Origin of the sequence: Rubripirellula reticaptiva (assembly GCF_007860175.1) — a bacterium.
Lineage (GTDB): Bacteria > Planctomycetota > Planctomycetia > Pirellulales > Pirellulaceae > Rubripirellula > Rubripirellula reticaptiva.
In genome coordinates this window covers 332,710-350,181 of the sequence record NZ_SJPX01000001.1, presented here as the reverse complement: position 1 = coordinate 350,181, position 17,472 = coordinate 332,710, and the positions used below count along the sequence as shown (strand labels likewise).

Genomic DNA, 17,472 nt, shown 5'->3' with positions numbered 1-17,472 from the left:
TCGCCACAGAAATATTGATAGGACGAGCCCGATGGGTTTGTTGCCCTGTTTGCGACGCGGTTCGGACCGCTGGTGGTTGCCGCGAAGCGGCGATGTTACCGATGTGATCGGCCGGATCTTGCTGCGACATCGTCGCGGCTCCGGTGCATCGCATGGTGGGCCGCGTGATGGCGTTGATCGCGCGGTGGCGAATACGGATGTGGTGTTCCGTTCACGCGTGGCACACGCCATTGCGGCCGACCCACCGCTGTTAATCTTCACTGCACTCGGTTGGCCTGACGAGCAGGCCGACCCGAGCGATCTGGCTGATTGGTTGATCGATCATGCTACATCGCGTTTTGCGAGCGGCGATGCTTTCATGGGCGCGCCCCAGATCACGGCTGCTTTGCAGACGCAGTGGCGAAGACTGAGATCGCACTTTCAAACCCTGCCCATTGATCGTTGGATGGACGACGCGGCCCTGTGGTTGGAATTGGCCGGACCAAAGGTGTCCCAAACGTGGCAGCAGCAGTGGCCAAGTGTGGTGTCGCACTCTAGCGGTGCAGTGGTTGCCGAACCGACGACGACCGATGATTTGCTGGCTCAGTTGGCGCGGACGATGCAGCAGGCCCAGTCATACGAGGAATCGTTTGATCGAGTGCTTCGAAAAAGCAAACTTGGGGCGATCAAACAACTGGCTTACGGGCTCAGTCACGAGATCAACAATCCGCTAGCGAATATCTCGACTCGCGCTCAACAATTGCAGCGAGGCGAGACTGATCCGGGACGCGTGGCAACCTTGCAGCGGATCGTCGACCAGGTCTACCGGGCTCACGAGATGATTTCGGATCTGATGTTTTATGCCAATCCGCCATCAGCAATCCGGTCACGATGTGATCTGAATCAAGTGCTCGGTCGGGTGGCGGATTCGTTCCGCGACGAAGCAACGCGTCAATCCATCCGGCTGGAAGTTTCGACGCCGGATGAGCCCACCGAAGTCGTGGTGGACGAAAACATGATGGTTGAGGCAACTGCGGCATTAGTCCGAAACGCAATCGATGCAGTGGGCTGCCAAGGCACGGTTGTCATTTCGTTGGTGCGTGAATCGGGCCGGATCATGATCCACGTCGCCGACAGTGGCCCCGGTTTATCCGACAATGCTAGGAAGCACGCATTTGATCCGTATTTTAGCGGTCGTGAAGCAGGTCGAGGATTAGGACTGGGGCTTTGCCGTGCTTACCGTGTTGCCCGTCTTCACCTGGGCGACGTTACACTGGCGGGCGGCCCGATTGGATGCGTGGCAACGATCACGCTGAACGATTTTTCAGTTTAAGAAGAAATCGGCCATCGCTGGATCACTCGGAAATCCACACGGACAAATTTTGTTGAACTTCTTAATGCGAGTCGGTTGTGAGTGATCCGTTCTTTTTGCTGCTGTTGTTCGGCATTCCTGCGATCAGTGGTCTGGTGTCGCGGCAAATGCGAAAGCGATTCGTTCAGTTTTCGAGCGACCCGATGCCTTTGACGGGACAGCAAGCGGCCGAGCGGATGTTGTTTGAAAACGGGATCACCGATGTTCAAGTCATTTCGACACCAGGGAAACTGACCGACCACTACGATCCGCGCAACAAGACGGTGAACCTAAGCCAGGTGGTTTTCTCGCAGTCCAACGTAGCTGCCGTTGCCGTCGCCACGCACGAGTGCGGGCACGCGGTGCAAGATGCGACGGGATACGCGATGTTGTCGCTGCGTTCCAAGATGGTGCCAATGCTGAAGGTCAGCAACATCGCCTTGCCGGTATTGGCGTTTGGCGGCGCCGCGGTTTCGCAAATGGCGGGCAACCATGGGACCGCGATTTTGTGTTTCTTTGCTCTCGGTTTGCCCGCCTTATTCAGCCTGATCACGTTGCCCGTCGAGTTCAACGCCAGTCGCCGTGCGCTCAACTGGCTCGAAGAGGTCGGCATTGCCAAAGACGATCAATACCTTTCAGCCCGTAAGGCTTTGTTTTGGGCCGCGATGACTTACGTGGTGGCCGCACTCGGCGCGATCATCCAAGCCTTGTACTTCGCAAAAATCTTCCTCGGCCGCGGCCGCCACTAGAACCAAAACTGGGTGTGAGGCGAAAGCTTGGGGGGAGGAAGTGCGGGCCAGATCACGGCTGAACTAGCGGCATCTTCATGTCGAATAGTTCTTGAAAGAACAATTGCATTGCCAGCCATGATCGGTGATCCGCCTGTTGGTTGTAGGCGGCGCCTTTGGAGTTGTCGTTGCCGGCCATGGGCTGAGTGAACGAGTGGACGGCGCCGGAATAGCTGTCCATTTGCCAGTTGACGTTGGCCGAATTGAGTTCGGCGATGAAAGCTTCGATGTCCGCGCTAGGGACAAACGGGTCATCGGCACCGTGGCAAACCAGGATTTTGGCGGTGATGCTCTTGCCGTCTTCGGGGCTGGGCGAATCGAGCCCGCCGTGAAAGCTAACCACACCGGCGAGATCGGCACCGCTGCGGGCCAGTTCTAAGACTCCTGTGCCACCAAAACAGTACCCGATCGATGCGACTCGATTGGCATCAACGTTGTCGCGATCAACCAGTTGAGCGAGTCCCAGGTTCAGTCGCCGACGATAGAGATCGCGATCCTGTTTGAATTTGCCTGCCATCGCACCGGCTTCCCCTGGGTTGGCTGGACGAACGCCTTGTCCGTAAATGTCGAGCGCGAACGCGACCAAGCCGAGATCGGCCAATTGTTTGCAGCGACCCTTTTCGTAATCCGTCAGCCCCATCCACTGGTGAACGACTAACACACCGGGGGCCTTGCCGTTGACCTTTTCGGAATCCCAGGCGGCAAATCCTTCGAGCGTGATGTCGCCATCCTGGTAGACGACCGTTTCAGTTTGGATTTCGGCTAACACTTCGTTGCTGGGTAGAAAAATGCAGGCGAGAACGAGCGTCGACGCGACGAGCAAGAATCGGGACACGGTGCGTTGCATGGGGGCCTCGCTAAGAAAATGGGACTGGTTTGGGTTCGTGTTTTGCGAACCGCTCGGCTTTGCATTGTAGGCGGTCGCGAGCTGGTGACGAGTGACGGTCGAGCGTTGGGTTTTTAGAGATTGTCAGCTTCCGTTCTGCATCGCATTGCTTTGCAAGCCGCGAGTTTGTTCGATTTGGTCTGCCCGCTGGTCGTTGAGGCGTGGATGACCGATAATTTCGAGCCACAGCTCACTGACGTTACCCCAATCATTGATCAACATGCTTGATTCGGCACTCGAAATCCTTCGACTCCAATCCGCTGGCGAAGCGACGGCGGTTGAGATCGCTGGCGCCGCTTTGGACGCGATCGAAGCGTCACAACCAACCATCAACGCTTTCACGCATGTGGACCGCGAAACGGCGCTAGCGGCGGCGGCGGTCGTCGATGCGAAACGCGCCGCGGGTGGAAAATTGGGCTCCTTGGCAGGTGTTCCCGTGGCGGTGAAGGATGTGCTTTGTACTCGCGACATGCCGACAACATGTTCGTCAAAGATGCTGAAAGATTTTCGTCCGCCTTATGATGCCGGTGTGGTCGAGCGATTGCGAGCCGCCGATGCAGTGATCGTCGGCAAGACAAACATGGACGAGTTCGCGATGGGCGCTAGCACCGAAAGCAGTGCGTTTGGCGTGACTCGGAATCCTTGGGACACGACTCGCATTCCGGGTGGCAGCAGCGGTGGCGCGGCGGCCTGTGTGGCTGCTGGAACGGTGCCGCTTTCGCTTGGTACCGATACGGGCGGATCGATTCGCCAGCCGGCCGCGATGTGCGGCGTCACAGGACTTAAACCCACCTATGGCCGCGTCAGCCGATACGGTTTGATCGCGTTCGCCAGTAGTCTGGATCAAGTCGGCCCAATCGCTTGGTCAGTGCCCGACGTCGCGCTGATGTTGCAGGCGATCGCAGGTTACGACCATCGTGATTCGACGTCGCTGAATATCGACATTTCGCACTACACCGACGTGCTCAGTTCTAGCGATTTGCGTGGTTTGAAGATTGGCATCTTGCGCGACTCGATGGATCGCGACGGCGTCGAAGACTCCGTTCGCAAAGCAACGATGGACGCGGCGGGAGTGTTTGAATCGATCGGCGCCGAAATCGTTGAGATCGATTTGCCGCATACGGATTACTGGGTGCCGACGTATTACGTGATCGCACCGAGTGAGGCGAGCAGCAACTTGTCGCGGTACGACGGAGCTCATTACGGTCACCGGTCAACCGATTCGTCAAACAGCGACAAGCTTGGTCCGTTGGTGACGAGTTACTGCCGCAGTCGGGCCGAAGGGTTCGGTGATGAGGTCAAGCGGCGAATCATGGTCGGCACGTATGCGCTGAGCGAAGGTTATGCGGACCAGTACTACAGTCAGGCGTTGAAGGTGCGACGATTGATCAAAGGCGACTATGACGCCGCGTTTAGCCAAGTCGATTTGTTGCTTGGCCCGGTGACACCGACGCCGGCGTTTCCGCTGGGGTCAAAAATCGATGATCCGATTCAGATGTACTTGTGTGATTTGTTCACCGTCGGTGCGAACTTGGCCGGTGTGCCTGCGATTTCGTTGCCCGCGGGAGTGGACGCGTCGGGATTGCCGGTCGCGATCCAACTGCAAGCACCGGTGCTGGAAGAGTCGCGTTTGTTGTTTGCTGGTGCGGCTTTCCAAACGGCAACGGATCATCACAAGCGACGACCGAAGTGATTGCTCGTTGATCGCGGCGGTTGCGAATCGCCGCGGAGACTGCGGTATCACATGAAGTCGGCTAATCAAGAACCAATAGATCGAATATGACACTCAACAACGGCTATCCCACAACGACCGTGATCGGCTTGGAAGTTCACGTCCAACTGAAGACCGACACAAAACTGTTCTGTGGCTGCAGTACCGAATTCGGAGCCCCACCTAATACTCAGGTTTGCCCTGTGTGCCTGGGGTTCCCCGGCGCCTTGCCGGTGATGAACGACGCTGCGATTGAGTTGTCGATTCGTGCAGGCTTGGCAATCGATTGTTCGATCCCGCCGATGACGAAGTGGGATCGCAAACAGTATTTCTATCCCGATTCGCCCAAGGGATATCAGATCAGCCAGTTCGATCTGCCTATCTGTGCCGACGGTTTCCTTGAAATCCCGGATCCTGCTAACCCCGACAGGACACGTCGACTTGGAATTATTCGCGCCCACTTGGAAGAAGACGCCGGCAAGAGCATGCACGACGAAGCAGCCGGCCGTAGTGACACCCGCATTGACCTAAATCGCTGTGGCACGCCATTGTTGGAAATCGTTAGCCAGCCCGACATGCGCAGCAGTGCTGAAGCGAAAGCGTATTTGTTAGAGCTGAAGTTGCGGATGACTCACTTGGGAATTTCGGACTGCGAGATGCAGCAAGGTTCGCTGCGAGTCGATGCGAACGTGAACTTGCACATCGACGTTGACGGTAAGAAAATCGCGACGCCGATTGTCGAGGTCAAAAACATGAACTCGTTTCGCGCTGTCGAGCGAGCGATCGAGTACGAGATCGATCGGCAATACGATCTGTGGGAAGAAACCGGCAAGACCATCGACGACGAATCCAAAACGACTCGCGGATGGGACGACGGCGCGGGCACGACCTTCTTGCAGCGTGAAAAGGAAGAGTCCGCAGACTATCGGTATTTTCCCGATCCCGACTTGTTGCCAATCCGTTTGCCGATCGAGCGGATCGAAGCAGCCAAAGCATCACTGGGCGAACTGCCTGGCGCGCTTCGGACGCGTTTGGAAAGCCAGTATGGGATCAAACCCTACGATGCGGATGTGATCGTCAATCAAGGGCCTGAGTTGATCGCTTACTTTGAAGAAGCGGCAAGCGTTTCCGGCGACGGTAAGCGTACCAGTGCTTGGATTCAACAGGATGTGATGCGGACGATGAAAGATCGTGGCATCGGGATCGGCGATTTTCCCGTCGCCGCAGGTCTGCTGGGCGGGCTGTTGAAACGGGTCGCTGGCGGTGAGTTGGATACGGCTCGTGCGCGAGACGTTCTGGCTCACATGGTCGAAAACGGCACGTCGGTCGATGCGGCTGTTTCAGCGTTGGGGATTGAATCGGTTGACGGTGGCGAACTTGAATCGCTTTGCAAAGAATTGTTAGCCGCAAACCCGCAAGTCGCCGAAGACTTCAATGCAGGTAAACAACAGGCCGTTGGTTCGTTGATCGGCCAAGCCAAGAAAAAAAATCCTAACGCCAATCCACAGCAAGTTCGGGAAACGTTGATCCGAATGTTGCAAGAATCAGCCGGAAACGCTTAAGACGAATCTCGCCATGACCCAGGAAATGCCTCGACGCGATTTCGGATTCATCGCGATCGTTGCGTTGGTTGCGGTCACCGCGGCGTGGATCTTGCTGATGCCCTGGGTTCCGGCAATCGCATCGGCAACCCTGCATCGATTCCATTTGCGATCATCGTCCTTTGTCGTTTGGGCTGCTCAGTTTCCCATCCCCTCGATGTACAATTTTGCCAATCGGTTTGAAATGACCGATGTGCCACCTGGGTTGATCGATCCAATTTTGTTGGATCCTATGGATGGCGAAACGGATAAGCGATACGTCAACCATTTTCCGTTTCGATGGCTGACATTTTCGAACGCACGCCATCGATATTTAAGAGGCGGTAGGGATTGCTGGCTGACGATCGATTCATCGTACCGCGGTCAGACGCTTCAGACTCGCGTGCATGCCAAGCCCGACGCAAATGTGCCCGGTGGCTTCGTCGTGATTCGTCTGCCAGAGGAATCGTCGCGATGAATGAGGCGTTGCCAGGGGATGCATCGGAGCCGATCAGTCTGGAGTCAGTTGCGCCAGAGAAGATCCAGTTTGATCGCGTAGTCCTAGTTCACCGAATGGTGCAGATCGGCATGTTCGTGGGGCTGGTTTGGAAGTGGAATTTCTTTGTCGAGTCCGCCAAGGTTTATCAAGCGATACCACTTGCCGATGATTTCTTTCCCGCATTTTTTCAGTCAGCAGCCGTAGTCATTGTCGCTTTCGTGGCCGCGATCGCTTCGTTGGCGTTGAACGCGGTAACGGCAAGTCGTCCGCTGCAAGTGGCGTGCAGCGCGGTCACGTTCCTGGCCAGCACTGTCTTGTGTGTTCATCAAGGCAGTTACAACGACATGACGTTTGTGACGACTTGGTGGACCTCGCTGTGGTCGCTGTGGTTTGTGTGGCACATGGCTGACACGGATCAGGTTTGCGTTCTGAGTCGAGGGGCACTGCTGAGCCGATTGATCGTTTCGGTGATTTTGCTCGGCGGTGGTGTTGGCAAGTGGACCGGCGAGTACTGGTCGGGCGAAGTGTTTTTCGACATCTACTTTCGCGATCGCAACTTTTGGGTATTCAACTTGCTTCGTGAAAACTTTGATTATGAAACGTTGCACGAAATGGCAAAGTGGTACAGCCGGAAAGTGGTGATCGTTGAAACGGTGGCCGGGTTGGGGCTGTGGTTGTTGCCGGCGCGCTGGGCGGCGACTGTGGCTGTGTTGCTGTTGATGTCGATTGCCCTGTTTTCAAACTTCCTGTTGTTTTCAGTGCTGACCAGTTTGATTGGGCTGGCGGCCGTTGGCTTTTTTGTCACCAAGCAAAAGTAAGGCGGTATATCGCGGTTCGACATACCGACCACTTGCTGATACTACAGGACGCCTTTGGTGCTGGGGACCGCACCGCCGCTTCTTGGGTCGTCTTCGGCAGCCATGCGAATTGCTCGGGCGATCGACTTGAAGACACACTCGGCGATGTGGTGTCCGTTGCGACCGTGGTGCAAAATGACGTGTAGGTTGCAGTTTGCGTTGGCGGCAAACGATTGCCAAAAGTGTTCGACCAGTTCGCTGTCGAAGACGCCAATTTTTGATGCGGCGATCGGCGCGTGATATTCGAATGCGTAGCGGCCGCCAAGGTCGACGGCAGCCGTGACGAGGCACTCGTCCATCGGCAACGTGAAGTGGCCATAGCGTTTGATCCCTGCGCGGTTTCCGAGTGCTTTGTTGATCGCTTGTCCCAGCGCGATGCCGATATCTTCGGCGGTGTGGTGATCGTCGACGTGCAAGTCGCCCTTGGCATCGACGTCCAGGTCGATCATCGCGTGCTTGGCCAACAGGTCGAGCATGTGGTCAAGGAAGCCAATGCCAGATTCACGTTTACCCGCGCCATTGCCGTCCAGGTTGATGGAAAGTTTGATGTCTGTTTCGCCGGTCTTTCGGCTGATCGATGCGGTGCGTGTCATGACTTGAGGGCTCTTTCGATGGTCGAGAGGCAGGTGTCGATTTGTTCGTCGGTGCCGACGGAAATCCGCAAGCCGTCGCCCCAATCCGGAAACTGCATGTATCGAATCAGGATCTGATTCTGTTTTAGGTATTCGTAGATCGCTTTGTGGTTGCTCGATGGATGTTGGCACCAAACGAAGTTCGCGTGCGATGGCGTGACGTCAAAGCCCATCGCCGTCAAACGTGTTTGCATCGCAGCGCGGGTTGCGTTCATCTTTGTCTTGATATTGGCAAGCCAGTCTTTGCATCCCATCGCGGCGGTCGCGGCGGCGATCGAAATGGCGTCGCAGTTGTAGCTGTCTTTGATCTTTGTCAATTCCGCGACAACATGCGGTTGAGCGACGAGGAATCCGAAACGCAGACCGGCTAGTCCATAAGACTTGCTAAGCGTTCGGGTGACGAAGACTCGTTCGTTTTGTTTGACCAGGTCCAAACAGTTGGTTTCGGCAAAGTCGGCGTAGGCTTCGTCGACCACCAAAGGACAAGTCAATGAATCGGAGATCTTTTTGACTTCGCTTGGCGGAACAATTGTGCCGGAGGGGCTGTTGGGATTGGGCAGCAGTACCAAACGCAGGTCGTCGCTGTTGTTGCCGAATGCGGCCGGCAATTTCCAGCCGTCTTCGAAGGGCGTTTGTTCCCAGCTTGCGCCTTGGATGTCGGCCAAGGTGCGATAGAGAATATAGCTGGGGTAGGGCAGACGCAGTTTTTGTCCTTCGCCGACGAAGCCGCGGACCAGCAACGTCAGGATCTCATCGCTGCCATTGCCTGCCAAGATCCATTCCGGGCCCGGAATGCCGAGGGCTTCGGCGGCGGCTTGGCGGAACGAGTTTGCCATCGGGTCGGGATAGCGATTTAGCGGGCCGGTCGCCGCTTGGCGGATTGCTTCGACGACCGCGGGCGGTGGCGGGTAGGGATTTTCGTTGGTGTTCAGCTTGATGCCTGACCCGGGCGGTGGTTGTTCGCCCGGCGCGTACGGCAACATCTGGGAAAGGGCAGGGCGGAACAGGTTGTCGAGAGTCACGGGCGTCGAAGGCTCAGGAGGTCGAGGGTTCAGCAGAATATGAACATAGGGAGGGTGGCGAGAAACGATTCTACTCGCGAATCGTGACGCTGCGGGCGTGGGCGGTTAGCCCTTCTTTTTCAGCAAGCCGGACAACATCGGGTGCAATTTGGTTCAGGGCTGCCGGAGTGAATTCGGTGATGCTGCCACTGCGCAGGAAACTGTTGCTGGACAATCCGGCCGCCCAAGTGCAGGTGCCGCCGGTGGGCAACACGTGGCTGGGGCCGGCCGCATAATCGCCAATCGCGACCGGTGTGTGGTGGCCCAGGAACGCGGCGCCGGCGTTCTTGATCTTAGCCATCATCTGGTCCGGTGCCGATGTTTCGATGTTCAAGTGTTCGGGCGCGAATTGGTCCGTCAACGCACAGGCGTGTGCTTCGTCGCGAACCAGGATCAATGCCCCAAAGGCTTCCAGCGAATCGACGGTCAGTTCGCTGCGCTGCAGCAGGGCAACTTGTTTTTCTAATTCAGCGGCGACGGCTTCGATCAGCGGTTCGTGCCAGGTGATCAGGATGGCCGAACCGGGCGAGTGTTCGGCTTGGGCCAGCAAGTCGGCGGCGATGTAGTCGGCTCGGGCTGTGTCGTCAGCGATCACGATCACTTCGCTCGGTCCGGCGAACGAGTCGATGTCGACCGTGCCGAAAACGTGCTTCTTGGCTAGGGCTACGAACAGGTTGCCGGGGCCAACGATCTTGTCGACGGCGGGAATCACGTCGCATCCGTATGCCATCGCCGCAACGGCTTGGGCACCGCCGCATCGATAGACTTCGGTGATGCCAAGTTCATGGCACGTCGCCAGCATGTCGACGTTGTACGAACCAAAGGGCGTGGGCGGCGCAACCACTGCAATCTCTTTTACGCCGGCCACTTGCGCGGGCACCGCCGTCATCAGTACGGTCGACGGGTAGGCCGCCGCGCCGCCGGGTACACAAACACCGACGCGGCGCAGGGGAACGTATCGCTGGGTCAGCTTGACGCCGGGCTTGGGGGTGATCGTGACGTCGGTGTGCAGAATCGCTGATTGGAACGTCGTGATGTTGTCACGAATTCGGCCGATGGTTTCGATCAGCTTTGGATCTGCGGCTTCATGTGCCGCGGCCAAGTCGTCCGCCGGGACTCGCAGTTGGTCGGCGGTTAGGTTGGCTTTGTCTAGTGACGTGCTGTAACGGAGCAGGGCAGGGGTGCCGTTGCGGCGGACGTCATCGCAAATCGTTTGAACGACTTCGGCGGGGGTCAGCGGTTTGCCGAAGACTTCTTCGGTCAGTGCTCGGCCGCGGGGGCTGACCACGTTGCCCTGGGGGCTCAGTTTGTCTCGCAGTTGCTGCAAGATCTCGGCCGATCCGGATCGTGCGTCGACGCGTTGGATGCTGAAAGTCATCGAGGCTGGTGATTGAAAGGGATAGGCTAGTGGACTGCGAAAACTTGGCTTTTGGTTGGCGTTTTACCTTAGCTGGCCCGCAAGGGTTTGAGTCGTGCATGGGGGATTGCTGACTCAAGTCCTGGCAGACCAAGCTACGGACTAACCCGAAAATCAAGCTGACATGGGATGCTAGCGGGTGAAGAGGCAAACACGGCTGTCGGATAGAATAGTAGAAGACTTGCCAATTGGTTACCGCAGGAAAATTTGGACCCCCAATGATCGACCTCCGCAGCGACACCGTGACCAAGCCCACACCCGCGATGCGTCAGGCGATCGCCAACGCCGTTGTCGGTGATGCCGTGATTGACGTCGATCCAACGGTCGACCGTCTTGAAAAGATGACCGCGGAATTGCTAGGCAAGGAAGCAGCCGTTTTCATGCCTAGTGGATCGATGACCAATCAGGTAGCGATTCGGTTGCATTGTGATCGCGGCAGCGAGTTTCTTTGCGAAGCCGATTGTCACGTTTATCACTACGAACAAGCCGCGTTTGCTCAGTTGTCCGGATTGGTCGCGCATGTTGTCGCTGGTTCCGGCGGAGTGTTGCACGTCGACCAACTTCGTCCTCTGATCCGGCCTCTCAACGATCACTTTGTTCGCACGCGGTTGGTCTGTTTGGAAAATACGCATAATCGCTGGGGCGGTCGCGTACAGCCCCATCAGAACGTAGTTGAAATCTGTCAGTGGGCGTCTGAATACGGGCTGCGAAGCCACATGGACGGAGCCCGTTTGTGGAACGCAGCGGCGGCGACTGGGGTCAGCGTAGAAGAATTATCTCGGCCGTTCGACAGCGTCAGTGTTTGCTTCAGCAAGGGCTTGGGAGCACCGGTCGGTTCGGCACTAGCGGGGTCGGCCGATTTTGTCGCCGAGGCCCGTCGGACTCGAAAACTGTTCGGTGGTGCGATGCGTCAGGCCGGGATGATCGCGGCCGGGGCGGTCTATGCGATCGAGCATCACCGGGATCGGTTGGTCGAGGATCACTTGGCGGCGACCAAGCTTTCCGATGCATGCCGTCAATGCGCGCCGCTGTCGATTCGGGGTGATCGAGTGGACACAAATATTGTGATTGTCGAGATCAATCCGATCTGGGGCACCGCCGAGGGGATGCTTGCGCAGTTGAACCAGGCCGGTATCGACTGTTTCGCGATCGGGCCACAGTCGATTCGATTCGTGACTCATTTGGACGTCAGCGAATCGCAGATCCACGAAGCTTGCGAAATCATCAAGAGAATTGCGGGTTAGGGATGGTCAGCTGGAGCTAGGTGCGACAATTGGTAGCGTTTGCGTCCCCGAGAGTTTCGCGGTTCAATCTGAGTTGACACTATTTTCCCGTACTTACGCGAACTCTCATTTCATGTGGCGATTGTTTTTCTTGTTGTGGTTCGCAGGCGTTTTTGTCGGTTGCGATCATCCCGTGGTTTCGTTTGCCCCAAACGAGGTGTTTTCGTTGACGTTGGCTAAGTCTCGGTCGGTTGTGACCGATGCGGCTAAAGCCGATGCTGCGGCAGTGACCGAAGAGTTGTTTGGGACTCCGGATGTTCCGCGGGTTCCACCGTCCGCGGCTGCTGTCATTTCGCTGGACCGGTTGGTTCGAGCGGCGGGGCCGGTTTCGAGCGAGAAAGACGGCACGCACTTGGGGCTGTATCGCGAGCACTGCGTGACTTGCCATGGTGTCAGCGGTGGTGGAGCGGGGCCGGCGAGTTTGTACCAAAAGCCGCATCCACGGAATTTTCGCCATGGCGTGTTCAAGTGGAAATCGACCGAGCGATCGGCCAAACCGACGCGTGATGACCTGCGATCGATCGTCCAGCACGGTGCTCCGGGATCGGCAATGCCTTCGTTTGCTGCGGTCGAGCCGGACGATATCGATGCACTTGTCGACTACGTGATGTACTTGTCGCTGCGTGGTGAATTCGAGCGACGATCCATGGCGGCCGCGATCGACGACTTGGGCTATGGAGAATCGGAAAACGGAGAAGAAGAGCAAGTCGCGGCCGATTTGCGTTTGGCGGCCAGCGGCGAAACCGACGGCGCAGAGGTTGTGGCAGAAGTGCTCGACCGAGTCGTCGGTGATTGGATCGCAGCGCCCGAACAAGTGGTCGCCGTGACGGATCCTGATTCGCTCGGCGGGGAATCTCTGGCCGAATCAATCGCTCGTGGTAACGAAATTTTTCACGGCAAGATCGCCAATTGCGTGGGCTGTCATGGTCCGGGCGGCAACGGCGAAGCGGTGCTGGTGGACTTTGACGACTGGGGCAAAGAGTACTCGACGCGACTGGGGCTGACGCCGAGCGACCGAGACGACATGCGTCCGTTTCGCAAAGCCGGTGCGTTGCCACCGCGACCAGCCGAGCCGCGAAATCTGACTCAGGGCGTTTACCGAGGCGGTGGCGACGGAGCGACTTTGTATCGCCGGATCCGTGAAGGGATCGCCGGGACTCCGATGCCAGGCATCGAATTGGTCGCCGAAGAAGACGGTCGGGGGCTGACCAGCGATCAGGTTTGGGATCTGGTTCGTTACCTACAATCTCTTGATCCGGATGGGCCAAGTACATGATCGCGAAAGACACAGCCAGGCGAATCGGAGCGGTCACGGGACTGGTTTTGGGTTGGGCATTGATGCGATTTCTCGGTTACTCGGGAGTCATGCCGGCAGCTATTTTTGGTGCCAGCTTCTGTGTCGTCGGCGCGATAGCCGGCGAGCAATGGCACGGTAGAAAACGACTATGACAAACACACTTTCCACCACCGAAATTTCACCCGCACGCTGGCTTCATCGGCTGTGCGTGTTGGCTGTTTGTTTGGTCTGGCCGCTGATTTGGGTGGGCGGGTTAGTGACGACTTACGACGCCGGCATGGCGGTTCCCGATTGGCCGGGGACGTACGGATACAATCTCTTTCTGTATCCCTACAAGACTTGGTTGTTGGGACCGTTCGACCTGTTCATCGAACACGGGCATCGTCTGCTCGGTGCGGTTGTCGGCTTCGTCGCGATCGGAATCGTGATCGCCGCGTTTGTCACCGAGCCTCGCCGATGGGTGCGATGGCTGAGTGTCGGGTTGTTGGTGATGGTGATTGCCCAGGGATTGCTGGGCGGCATGCGAGTCGTGCTGGGCGACCGGACGCTGGCGATGGTGCACGGCTGTTTTGGACCCGCGTTTTTCGCTGTTTGTGTGGTCGCGGCGGTGGTAACCAGCAATTTTTGGTGGCGGCAGCACGATGTCTTGGCGGCGAATTTGCCGAAAATCGGTCGCGGCATCCTGGCCGTTGGTTTTTGCCTGATCGGACTCAGCTATCTGCAGTTGGTGCTGGGGGCTCAATTGCGTCACGTGCAACCTACGATGAGGCCTGGCATTTTTGCCATGATCATCATGATGCACGTGATGACGGCGTTCATTTTGTGGGCGGTGACCGCGGGATCATGGTTGCGGTTGCGGCGGTGCGGCGATTTGACGCTCTCGCGTCCTGCGGCGGGATTGGTAGGATTAGTTGCCGTGCAGATCGCGCTGGGCATTGGTACTTGGGTCGTGAACTACGGTTGGCCTTCGATTTTAGAGTGGGTGCCAGGCTCAGCGGACTTTTTGATTCGCGCCAAAGGCTTCACTGACTCGATCATCGTGACTGCTCACGTGGCAACCGGATCGCTGATTTTGGCAGTTTCTGCGATGCTGACCGCACGGCTTTGGCGAGAACGATCGAGGCGGCGTGATTCGTCGAATGACGTTTCCGTCACATTGAATGAACCCCAACCTAATAAGTTCCAGTTAGCGGCGTCCTTCGATTCCGTGCCCAACACCGTCGATACCTAGGACCGGCTTTTCTGACATGGCGACTGATCTCTTGACGGCCGAAAATCCAGCGACGGCACCGATTCGCGTCAGTTTGGCGGATGAGTCACCCGAGTCTCGTTTAGCTGATTCGAACTCAGATGGGGCAGGGCAGGGGAGTGTCGAAGTTTTGGATCAATCAAAAGCTGGCGACGAAAACGCTGACCGGGCCGCCGGCAAAACTCGGGCGTCGTCCACGCCGTCTGTTTTTCGTGATTATGTCGAGCTAACCAAGCCACGTATCGTTACCATGATTTTGGTGACGACGACCGCGACCGCCATCATCGGGGCCGCTGGACTGTTTTCGATCGTCGATTGGTTGTGGTTGATGATCGGCACGGCCGCAGTATCCGGCAGTGCCGGCGCCGCGAACCAGGTCTGGGAACGCGTGATCGACTGTAACATGACACGGACAGCCAATCGTCCGCTGCCAGCAAGCCGAGTGGCTTTGTTACCCGCTGTCTTCTATACCGCGATTCTTGGCGTCGGCGGATCGGCGCTGCTGTGGTCGATGTTTGGTGCCGAACCTGCGCTAGCGGGGATCGCGACTTGGCTGTTGTATGTTGTCGTTTACACGCCGATGAAAACTCGCACGGCATGGAACACCACCGTCGGCGCTATCGCGGGCGCTTTGCCTGTTTTGATCGGTTACACAGCGATGGGTGGTTCGGTTTCCGATGCAAGTGGTTGGCTGTTGTTTGGTGTATTGGCCACATGGCAGTACCCGCACTTCATGGCGATCGCTTGGATGTATCGCCATCAGTACGATGCCGCTGGTTTCAAGATGACCACGACGGTCGAGCCGACCGGACGCAGTGCCGGCTGGCAAAGCATCATCGGCTCGTTGGCGCTGATCGCCTGTGGCGTGGCTCTGTGTTTCATCAATGGCTTTTCATGGTTTGCCATTCCGGCGGCAATCGGAGTTTTGGCTGCGACGGTGCCAATGTTGAATGCGTCGATTCGGTTTGCAAAATCGCCCGATGATGGTCGCGCACGCAAGTTGCTGCGGTCATCGTTGTTAGTGCTGCCGGCGGTGCTGTTGATCGTTACTCTTCGCGTGTTCTGGTAGTCGTTGATGCCAGTCTGTATCGCTGAAAATCTCCACCATTCATACGGTGATCAAGTCGCGCTCGGTGGAGTCGACTTGTCGGCGGATGCCGGTGAAGTGGTCTCGCTGCTTGGTCCCAACGGCAGCGGTAAAACGACTTTGTTTCGTTTGCTTTGCACGTTGCTGCCAATTCAGCAAGGGACGGTCACGATCGGTGGCTATGACGCCAGTTCGAACGCGCTGGCCGTTCGAGGTCAAATCGGAATCGTGTTCCAGTCACCCAGCTTGGATAAGAAGTTGACGGTTGACGAGAATATCGCTTGCCAAGCGGCGTTGTACGGAATTCGCGGTGCCGAACTGACCCAGCGACGTGACGAGTTGTTGTCTCTGCTTGAGTTAACCGATCGGCGGGGCGATTATTGCGAGTCGCTTTCCGGTGGCCTGAAACGTCGTGTCGAGCTAGCCAAGGGCATGCTGCATCGTCCGAAGTTGTTGCTGCTGGACGAGCCAAGCACGGGCTTGGATCCGTCCGCGAGATTGAATCTTTGGAGCACGATTCGGCGGATGGCAGATGACGGCATGGCGGTACTGATGACGACGCATTTGTTAGAAGAAGCGGACAAGTCGGATCGCGTTGCGATCATGGCCGACGGGAAAAAAATTGCCGAAGGTTCGCCGCATGCGTTGCGCAGCGAGATGGGTGGCGGGTTGGTGACGATCGAGACATCGTGCGAAGCCGAAGTCGAAGAAATCTTGCGCCGCGATATGGGGTTGGACGTCCAGACGTTGCCTCGTCAAGTTCGGTTGCACACCGATGCGCCGGCGCCGCTAGTGGCAGCGTTGCTGCAGCGGTTAGGCGACAAAGCCGAGTCCATCACGATCGGCAAGCCGAGTTTGGAAGACGTGTTTGTGGCCAAGACGGGACAGACGTTCTCGTAGCCCATCGCCAATCTCCGGTTGGTCTCCGGTCCGTCACTTTCGCAAGCTGAATATGAACGACAACACAACAACAATGGCCGATGGTGCGGGTGCCGCTTGGATGCTGGCTCGCCGAGAATGGGTTCGCTTTTTTCGCCAGCGAAATCGAGTTACCGCGGCGATCCTGCAACCGTTGTTGTTTTGGTTGCTGTTCGGTACCGGGTTAAAGGGCGCGTTTTCGGGTTCTGGCGAGCTCGATTTCATGCAGTTCTTTTTGCCGGGCACGCTTGGGTTGATCGTGTTGTTTACCGCCATTTTCGCGACGATCTCGGTGATCGAAGATCGCCGCGAAGGCTTCATGCAGTCCGTATTGGTCGCACCGGTCGGGCGATTGCCAGTGCTGGTCGGCAAGGTGCTCGGTGGCGCGGCGATCGCTTGGGTCCAGGCGGCCGTTTTCTTGGCGCTGGTCTATGTCATTAGCACGGTTTCGTTCAGTTCGTCGGTGGTGCCGATTTTGATATTGTTGGCGGTAATTGCGGTGGCCATGTGCTCGCTGGGGATGATCGTGGCGTGGCCGATGGAAAGCACGCAGGGGTTCCATGCGATCATGATGTTGGGGTTAATGCCGATGTGGTTGCTGAGCGGTTCGTTCTTCCCGATCCCAGTCTTGGATGCTGGTGCGAGTTGGGGGCAATGGGTTTTGGGCGGTATCATGAGGGCAAACCCGCTGAGTTATTCGATGGTCGAGCTACGTCGTTTGATGTACCCGCAGATCGATTTTGCTGCCGTAGGTTTTGCTCCGTCGTCGTCGGTTTGTTGGATCGTATCGATCGCGATGGCGGTGGTGGCAACACTGATCGCGTGGTACCTGATGCGAGGCAGTCGCAAGGTCGACGTGATTGTTTAGAGGAAAATG

General features: G+C 57.2%; 17 protein-coding genes. 12 read left to right on the top strand and 5 right to left on the bottom strand.

Translation table 11 applies throughout. From position 1 onward, the window contains the following. Positions 1 to 31: 31 nt before the first annotated feature. Positions 32 to 1,312, top strand: coding sequence for a sensor histidine kinase (locus tag Poly59_RS01290; RefSeq protein WP_146532278.1), 1,281 nt, complete (start codon positions 32 to 34; stop codon positions 1,310 to 1,312). Positions 1,313 to 1,389: 77 nt separating this feature from the next. Next, positions 1,390 to 2,079: a zinc metallopeptidase gene (locus Poly59_RS01285; protein ID WP_222436027.1), complete on the top strand. Its 690-nt coding sequence runs from the start codon at positions 1,390 to 1,392 to the stop codon at positions 2,077 to 2,079. Between the two features lie 52 nt (positions 2,080 to 2,131). Here Poly59_RS01285 and Poly59_RS01280 read toward each other — a convergent pair whose 3' ends face one another. Beyond that, the gene (locus Poly59_RS01280; protein WP_146532277.1) at positions 2,132 to 2,965 is read right to left on the bottom strand and encodes a dienelactone hydrolase family protein; all 834 of its coding nucleotides are present in this window, start codon (positions 2,963 to 2,965) and stop codon (positions 2,132 to 2,134) included. 123 nt (positions 2,966 to 3,088) lie between these two features. Beyond that, positions 3,089 to 3,226 carry a hypothetical protein gene (locus Poly59_RS29185; protein ID WP_186775956.1) on the bottom strand — a complete coding sequence of 46 codons (138 nt, stop codon included), beginning with the start codon at positions 3,224 to 3,226 and terminating at the stop codon, positions 3,089 to 3,091. Between Poly59_RS29185 and gatA the strand changes: the two genes are divergently transcribed. From gatA to Poly59_RS01260, 4 genes are all read left to right on the top strand, one after another. Then, complete coding sequence (gatA, locus tag Poly59_RS01275) at positions 3,225 to 4,697, top strand: Asp-tRNA(Asn)/Glu-tRNA(Gln) amidotransferase subunit GatA (protein ID WP_146532276.1); 1,473 nt, start codon at positions 3,225 to 3,227, stop codon at positions 4,695 to 4,697. The two genes, Poly59_RS29185 and gatA, sit on opposite strands and share 2 nt — an antisense overlap. Positions 4,698 to 4,783: 86 nt before the next feature. Beyond that, on the top strand, positions 4,784 to 6,277 hold the full coding sequence (gatB, locus tag Poly59_RS01270; RefSeq protein ID WP_146532275.1) for an Asp-tRNA(Asn)/Glu-tRNA(Gln) amidotransferase subunit GatB: 1,494 nt from the start codon (positions 4,784 to 4,786) through the stop codon (positions 6,275 to 6,277). Positions 6,278 to 6,290: 13 nt separating this feature from the next. Beyond that, entirely contained in the window at positions 6,291 to 6,773 is a 483-nt protein-coding gene (locus Poly59_RS01265) for a hypothetical protein (RefSeq protein WP_146532274.1), read from the top strand. Beyond that, a complete protein-coding gene (locus Poly59_RS01260; protein ID WP_146532273.1) occupies positions 6,770 to 7,612 on the top strand; it encodes a hypothetical protein in 843 nt (280 codons plus the stop codon). Before Poly59_RS01265 ends, Poly59_RS01260 begins: the two co-directional genes overlap by 4 nt. Positions 7,613 to 7,653: 41 nt before the next feature. Here Poly59_RS01260 and hisB read toward each other — a convergent pair whose 3' ends face one another. The 3 genes from hisB to hisD all read right to left on the bottom strand — a co-directional run bounded on the left by hisB (position 7,654) and on the right by hisD (position 10,722). Beyond that, a complete protein-coding gene (gene hisB / locus Poly59_RS01255; protein WP_146532272.1) occupies positions 7,654 to 8,244 on the bottom strand; it encodes an imidazoleglycerol-phosphate dehydratase HisB in 591 nt (196 codons plus the stop codon). After that, on the bottom strand, positions 8,241 to 9,305 hold the full coding sequence (gene hisC, locus Poly59_RS01250; RefSeq protein WP_146532271.1) for a histidinol-phosphate transaminase: 1,065 nt from the start codon (positions 9,303 to 9,305) through the stop codon (positions 8,241 to 8,243). The genes hisB and hisC overlap by 4 nt, the downstream gene beginning before the upstream one ends. Positions 9,306 to 9,375: 70 nt before the next feature. Beyond that, positions 9,376 to 10,722: a histidinol dehydrogenase gene (gene hisD / locus Poly59_RS01245; RefSeq protein WP_146532270.1), complete on the bottom strand. Its 1,347-nt coding sequence runs from the start codon at positions 10,720 to 10,722 to the stop codon at positions 9,376 to 9,378. A 257-nt stretch (positions 10,723 to 10,979) separates the two neighbouring features. Between hisD and Poly59_RS01240 the strand changes: the two genes are divergently transcribed. From Poly59_RS01240 to Poly59_RS01215, 6 genes are all read left to right on the top strand, one after another. Then, positions 10,980 to 12,005 carry a threonine aldolase family protein gene (locus Poly59_RS01240; protein WP_146532269.1) on the top strand — a complete coding sequence of 342 codons (1,026 nt, stop codon included), beginning with the start codon at positions 10,980 to 10,982 and terminating at the stop codon, positions 12,003 to 12,005. A 112-nt stretch (positions 12,006 to 12,117) separates the two neighbouring features. Continuing rightward, positions 12,118 to 13,320, top strand: a complete 1,203-nt coding sequence (locus Poly59_RS01235) for a cytochrome c (RefSeq protein WP_146532268.1) — start codon at positions 12,118 to 12,120, stop codon at positions 13,318 to 13,320. A 169-nt stretch (positions 13,321 to 13,489) separates the two neighbouring features. Beyond that, positions 13,490 to 14,572, top strand: a complete 1,083-nt coding sequence (locus Poly59_RS01230) for a COX15/CtaA family protein (protein ID WP_146532267.1) — start codon at positions 13,490 to 13,492, stop codon at positions 14,570 to 14,572. A gap of 16 nt (positions 14,573 to 14,588) precedes the next feature. Then, on the top strand, positions 14,589 to 15,659 hold the full coding sequence (locus Poly59_RS01225; protein WP_146532266.1) for a protoheme IX farnesyltransferase: 1,071 nt from the start codon (positions 14,589 to 14,591) through the stop codon (positions 15,657 to 15,659). A gap of 6 nt (positions 15,660 to 15,665) precedes the next feature. After that, entirely contained in the window at positions 15,666 to 16,577 is a 912-nt protein-coding gene (locus Poly59_RS01220) for an ABC transporter ATP-binding protein (RefSeq protein WP_146532265.1), read from the top strand. 52 nt (positions 16,578 to 16,629) lie between these two features. Further along, the gene (locus Poly59_RS01215) at positions 16,630 to 17,463 is read left to right on the top strand and encodes an ABC transporter permease (protein WP_146532264.1); all 834 of its coding nucleotides are present in this window, start codon (positions 16,630 to 16,632) and stop codon (positions 17,461 to 17,463) included. The last annotated feature ends 9 nt before the right edge of the window (positions 17,464 to 17,472 follow it).

Coding starts and splice junctions, on each gene's coding strand:
- Poly59_RS01220 (WP_146532265.1), top strand. CDS start 15,666: ATGCCAGTCTGTATCGCTGAAAATCTCCACCATTCATACGGTGATCAA.
- Poly59_RS01215 (WP_146532264.1), top strand. CDS start 16,630: ATGAACGACAACACAACAACAATGGCCGATGGTGCGGGTGCCGCTTGG.
- Poly59_RS01260 (WP_146532273.1), top strand. CDS start 6,770: ATGAATGAGGCGTTGCCAGGGGATGCATCGGAGCCGATCAGTCTGGAG.
- Poly59_RS29185 (WP_186775956.1), bottom strand. CDS start 3,226: ATGTTGATCAATGATTGGGGTAACGTCAGTGAGCTGTGGCTCGAAATT.
- Poly59_RS01240 (WP_146532269.1), top strand. CDS start 10,980: ATGATCGACCTCCGCAGCGACACCGTGACCAAGCCCACACCCGCGATG.
- Poly59_RS01265 (WP_146532274.1), top strand. CDS start 6,291: ATGACCCAGGAAATGCCTCGACGCGATTTCGGATTCATCGCGATCGTT.
- Poly59_RS01230 (WP_146532267.1), top strand. CDS start 13,490: ATGACAAACACACTTTCCACCACCGAAATTTCACCCGCACGCTGGCTT.
- gatB (WP_146532275.1), top strand. CDS start 4,784: ATGACACTCAACAACGGCTATCCCACAACGACCGTGATCGGCTTGGAA.
- Poly59_RS01225 (WP_146532266.1), top strand. CDS start 14,589: ATGGCGACTGATCTCTTGACGGCCGAAAATCCAGCGACGGCACCGATT.
- hisB (WP_146532272.1), bottom strand. CDS start 8,244: ATGACACGCACCGCATCGATCAGCCGAAAGACCGGCGAAACAGACATC.
- gatA (WP_146532276.1), top strand. CDS start 3,225: ATGCTTGATTCGGCACTCGAAATCCTTCGACTCCAATCCGCTGGCGAA.
- hisD (WP_146532270.1), bottom strand. CDS start 10,722: ATGACTTTCAGCATCCAACGCGTCGACGCACGATCCGGATCGGCCGAG.
- Poly59_RS01280 (WP_146532277.1), bottom strand. CDS start 2,965: ATGCAACGCACCGTGTCCCGATTCTTGCTCGTCGCGTCGACGCTCGTT.
- Poly59_RS01290 (WP_146532278.1), top strand. CDS start 32: ATGGGTTTGTTGCCCTGTTTGCGACGCGGTTCGGACCGCTGGTGGTTG.
- Poly59_RS01235 (WP_146532268.1), top strand. CDS start 12,118: ATGTGGCGATTGTTTTTCTTGTTGTGGTTCGCAGGCGTTTTTGTCGGT.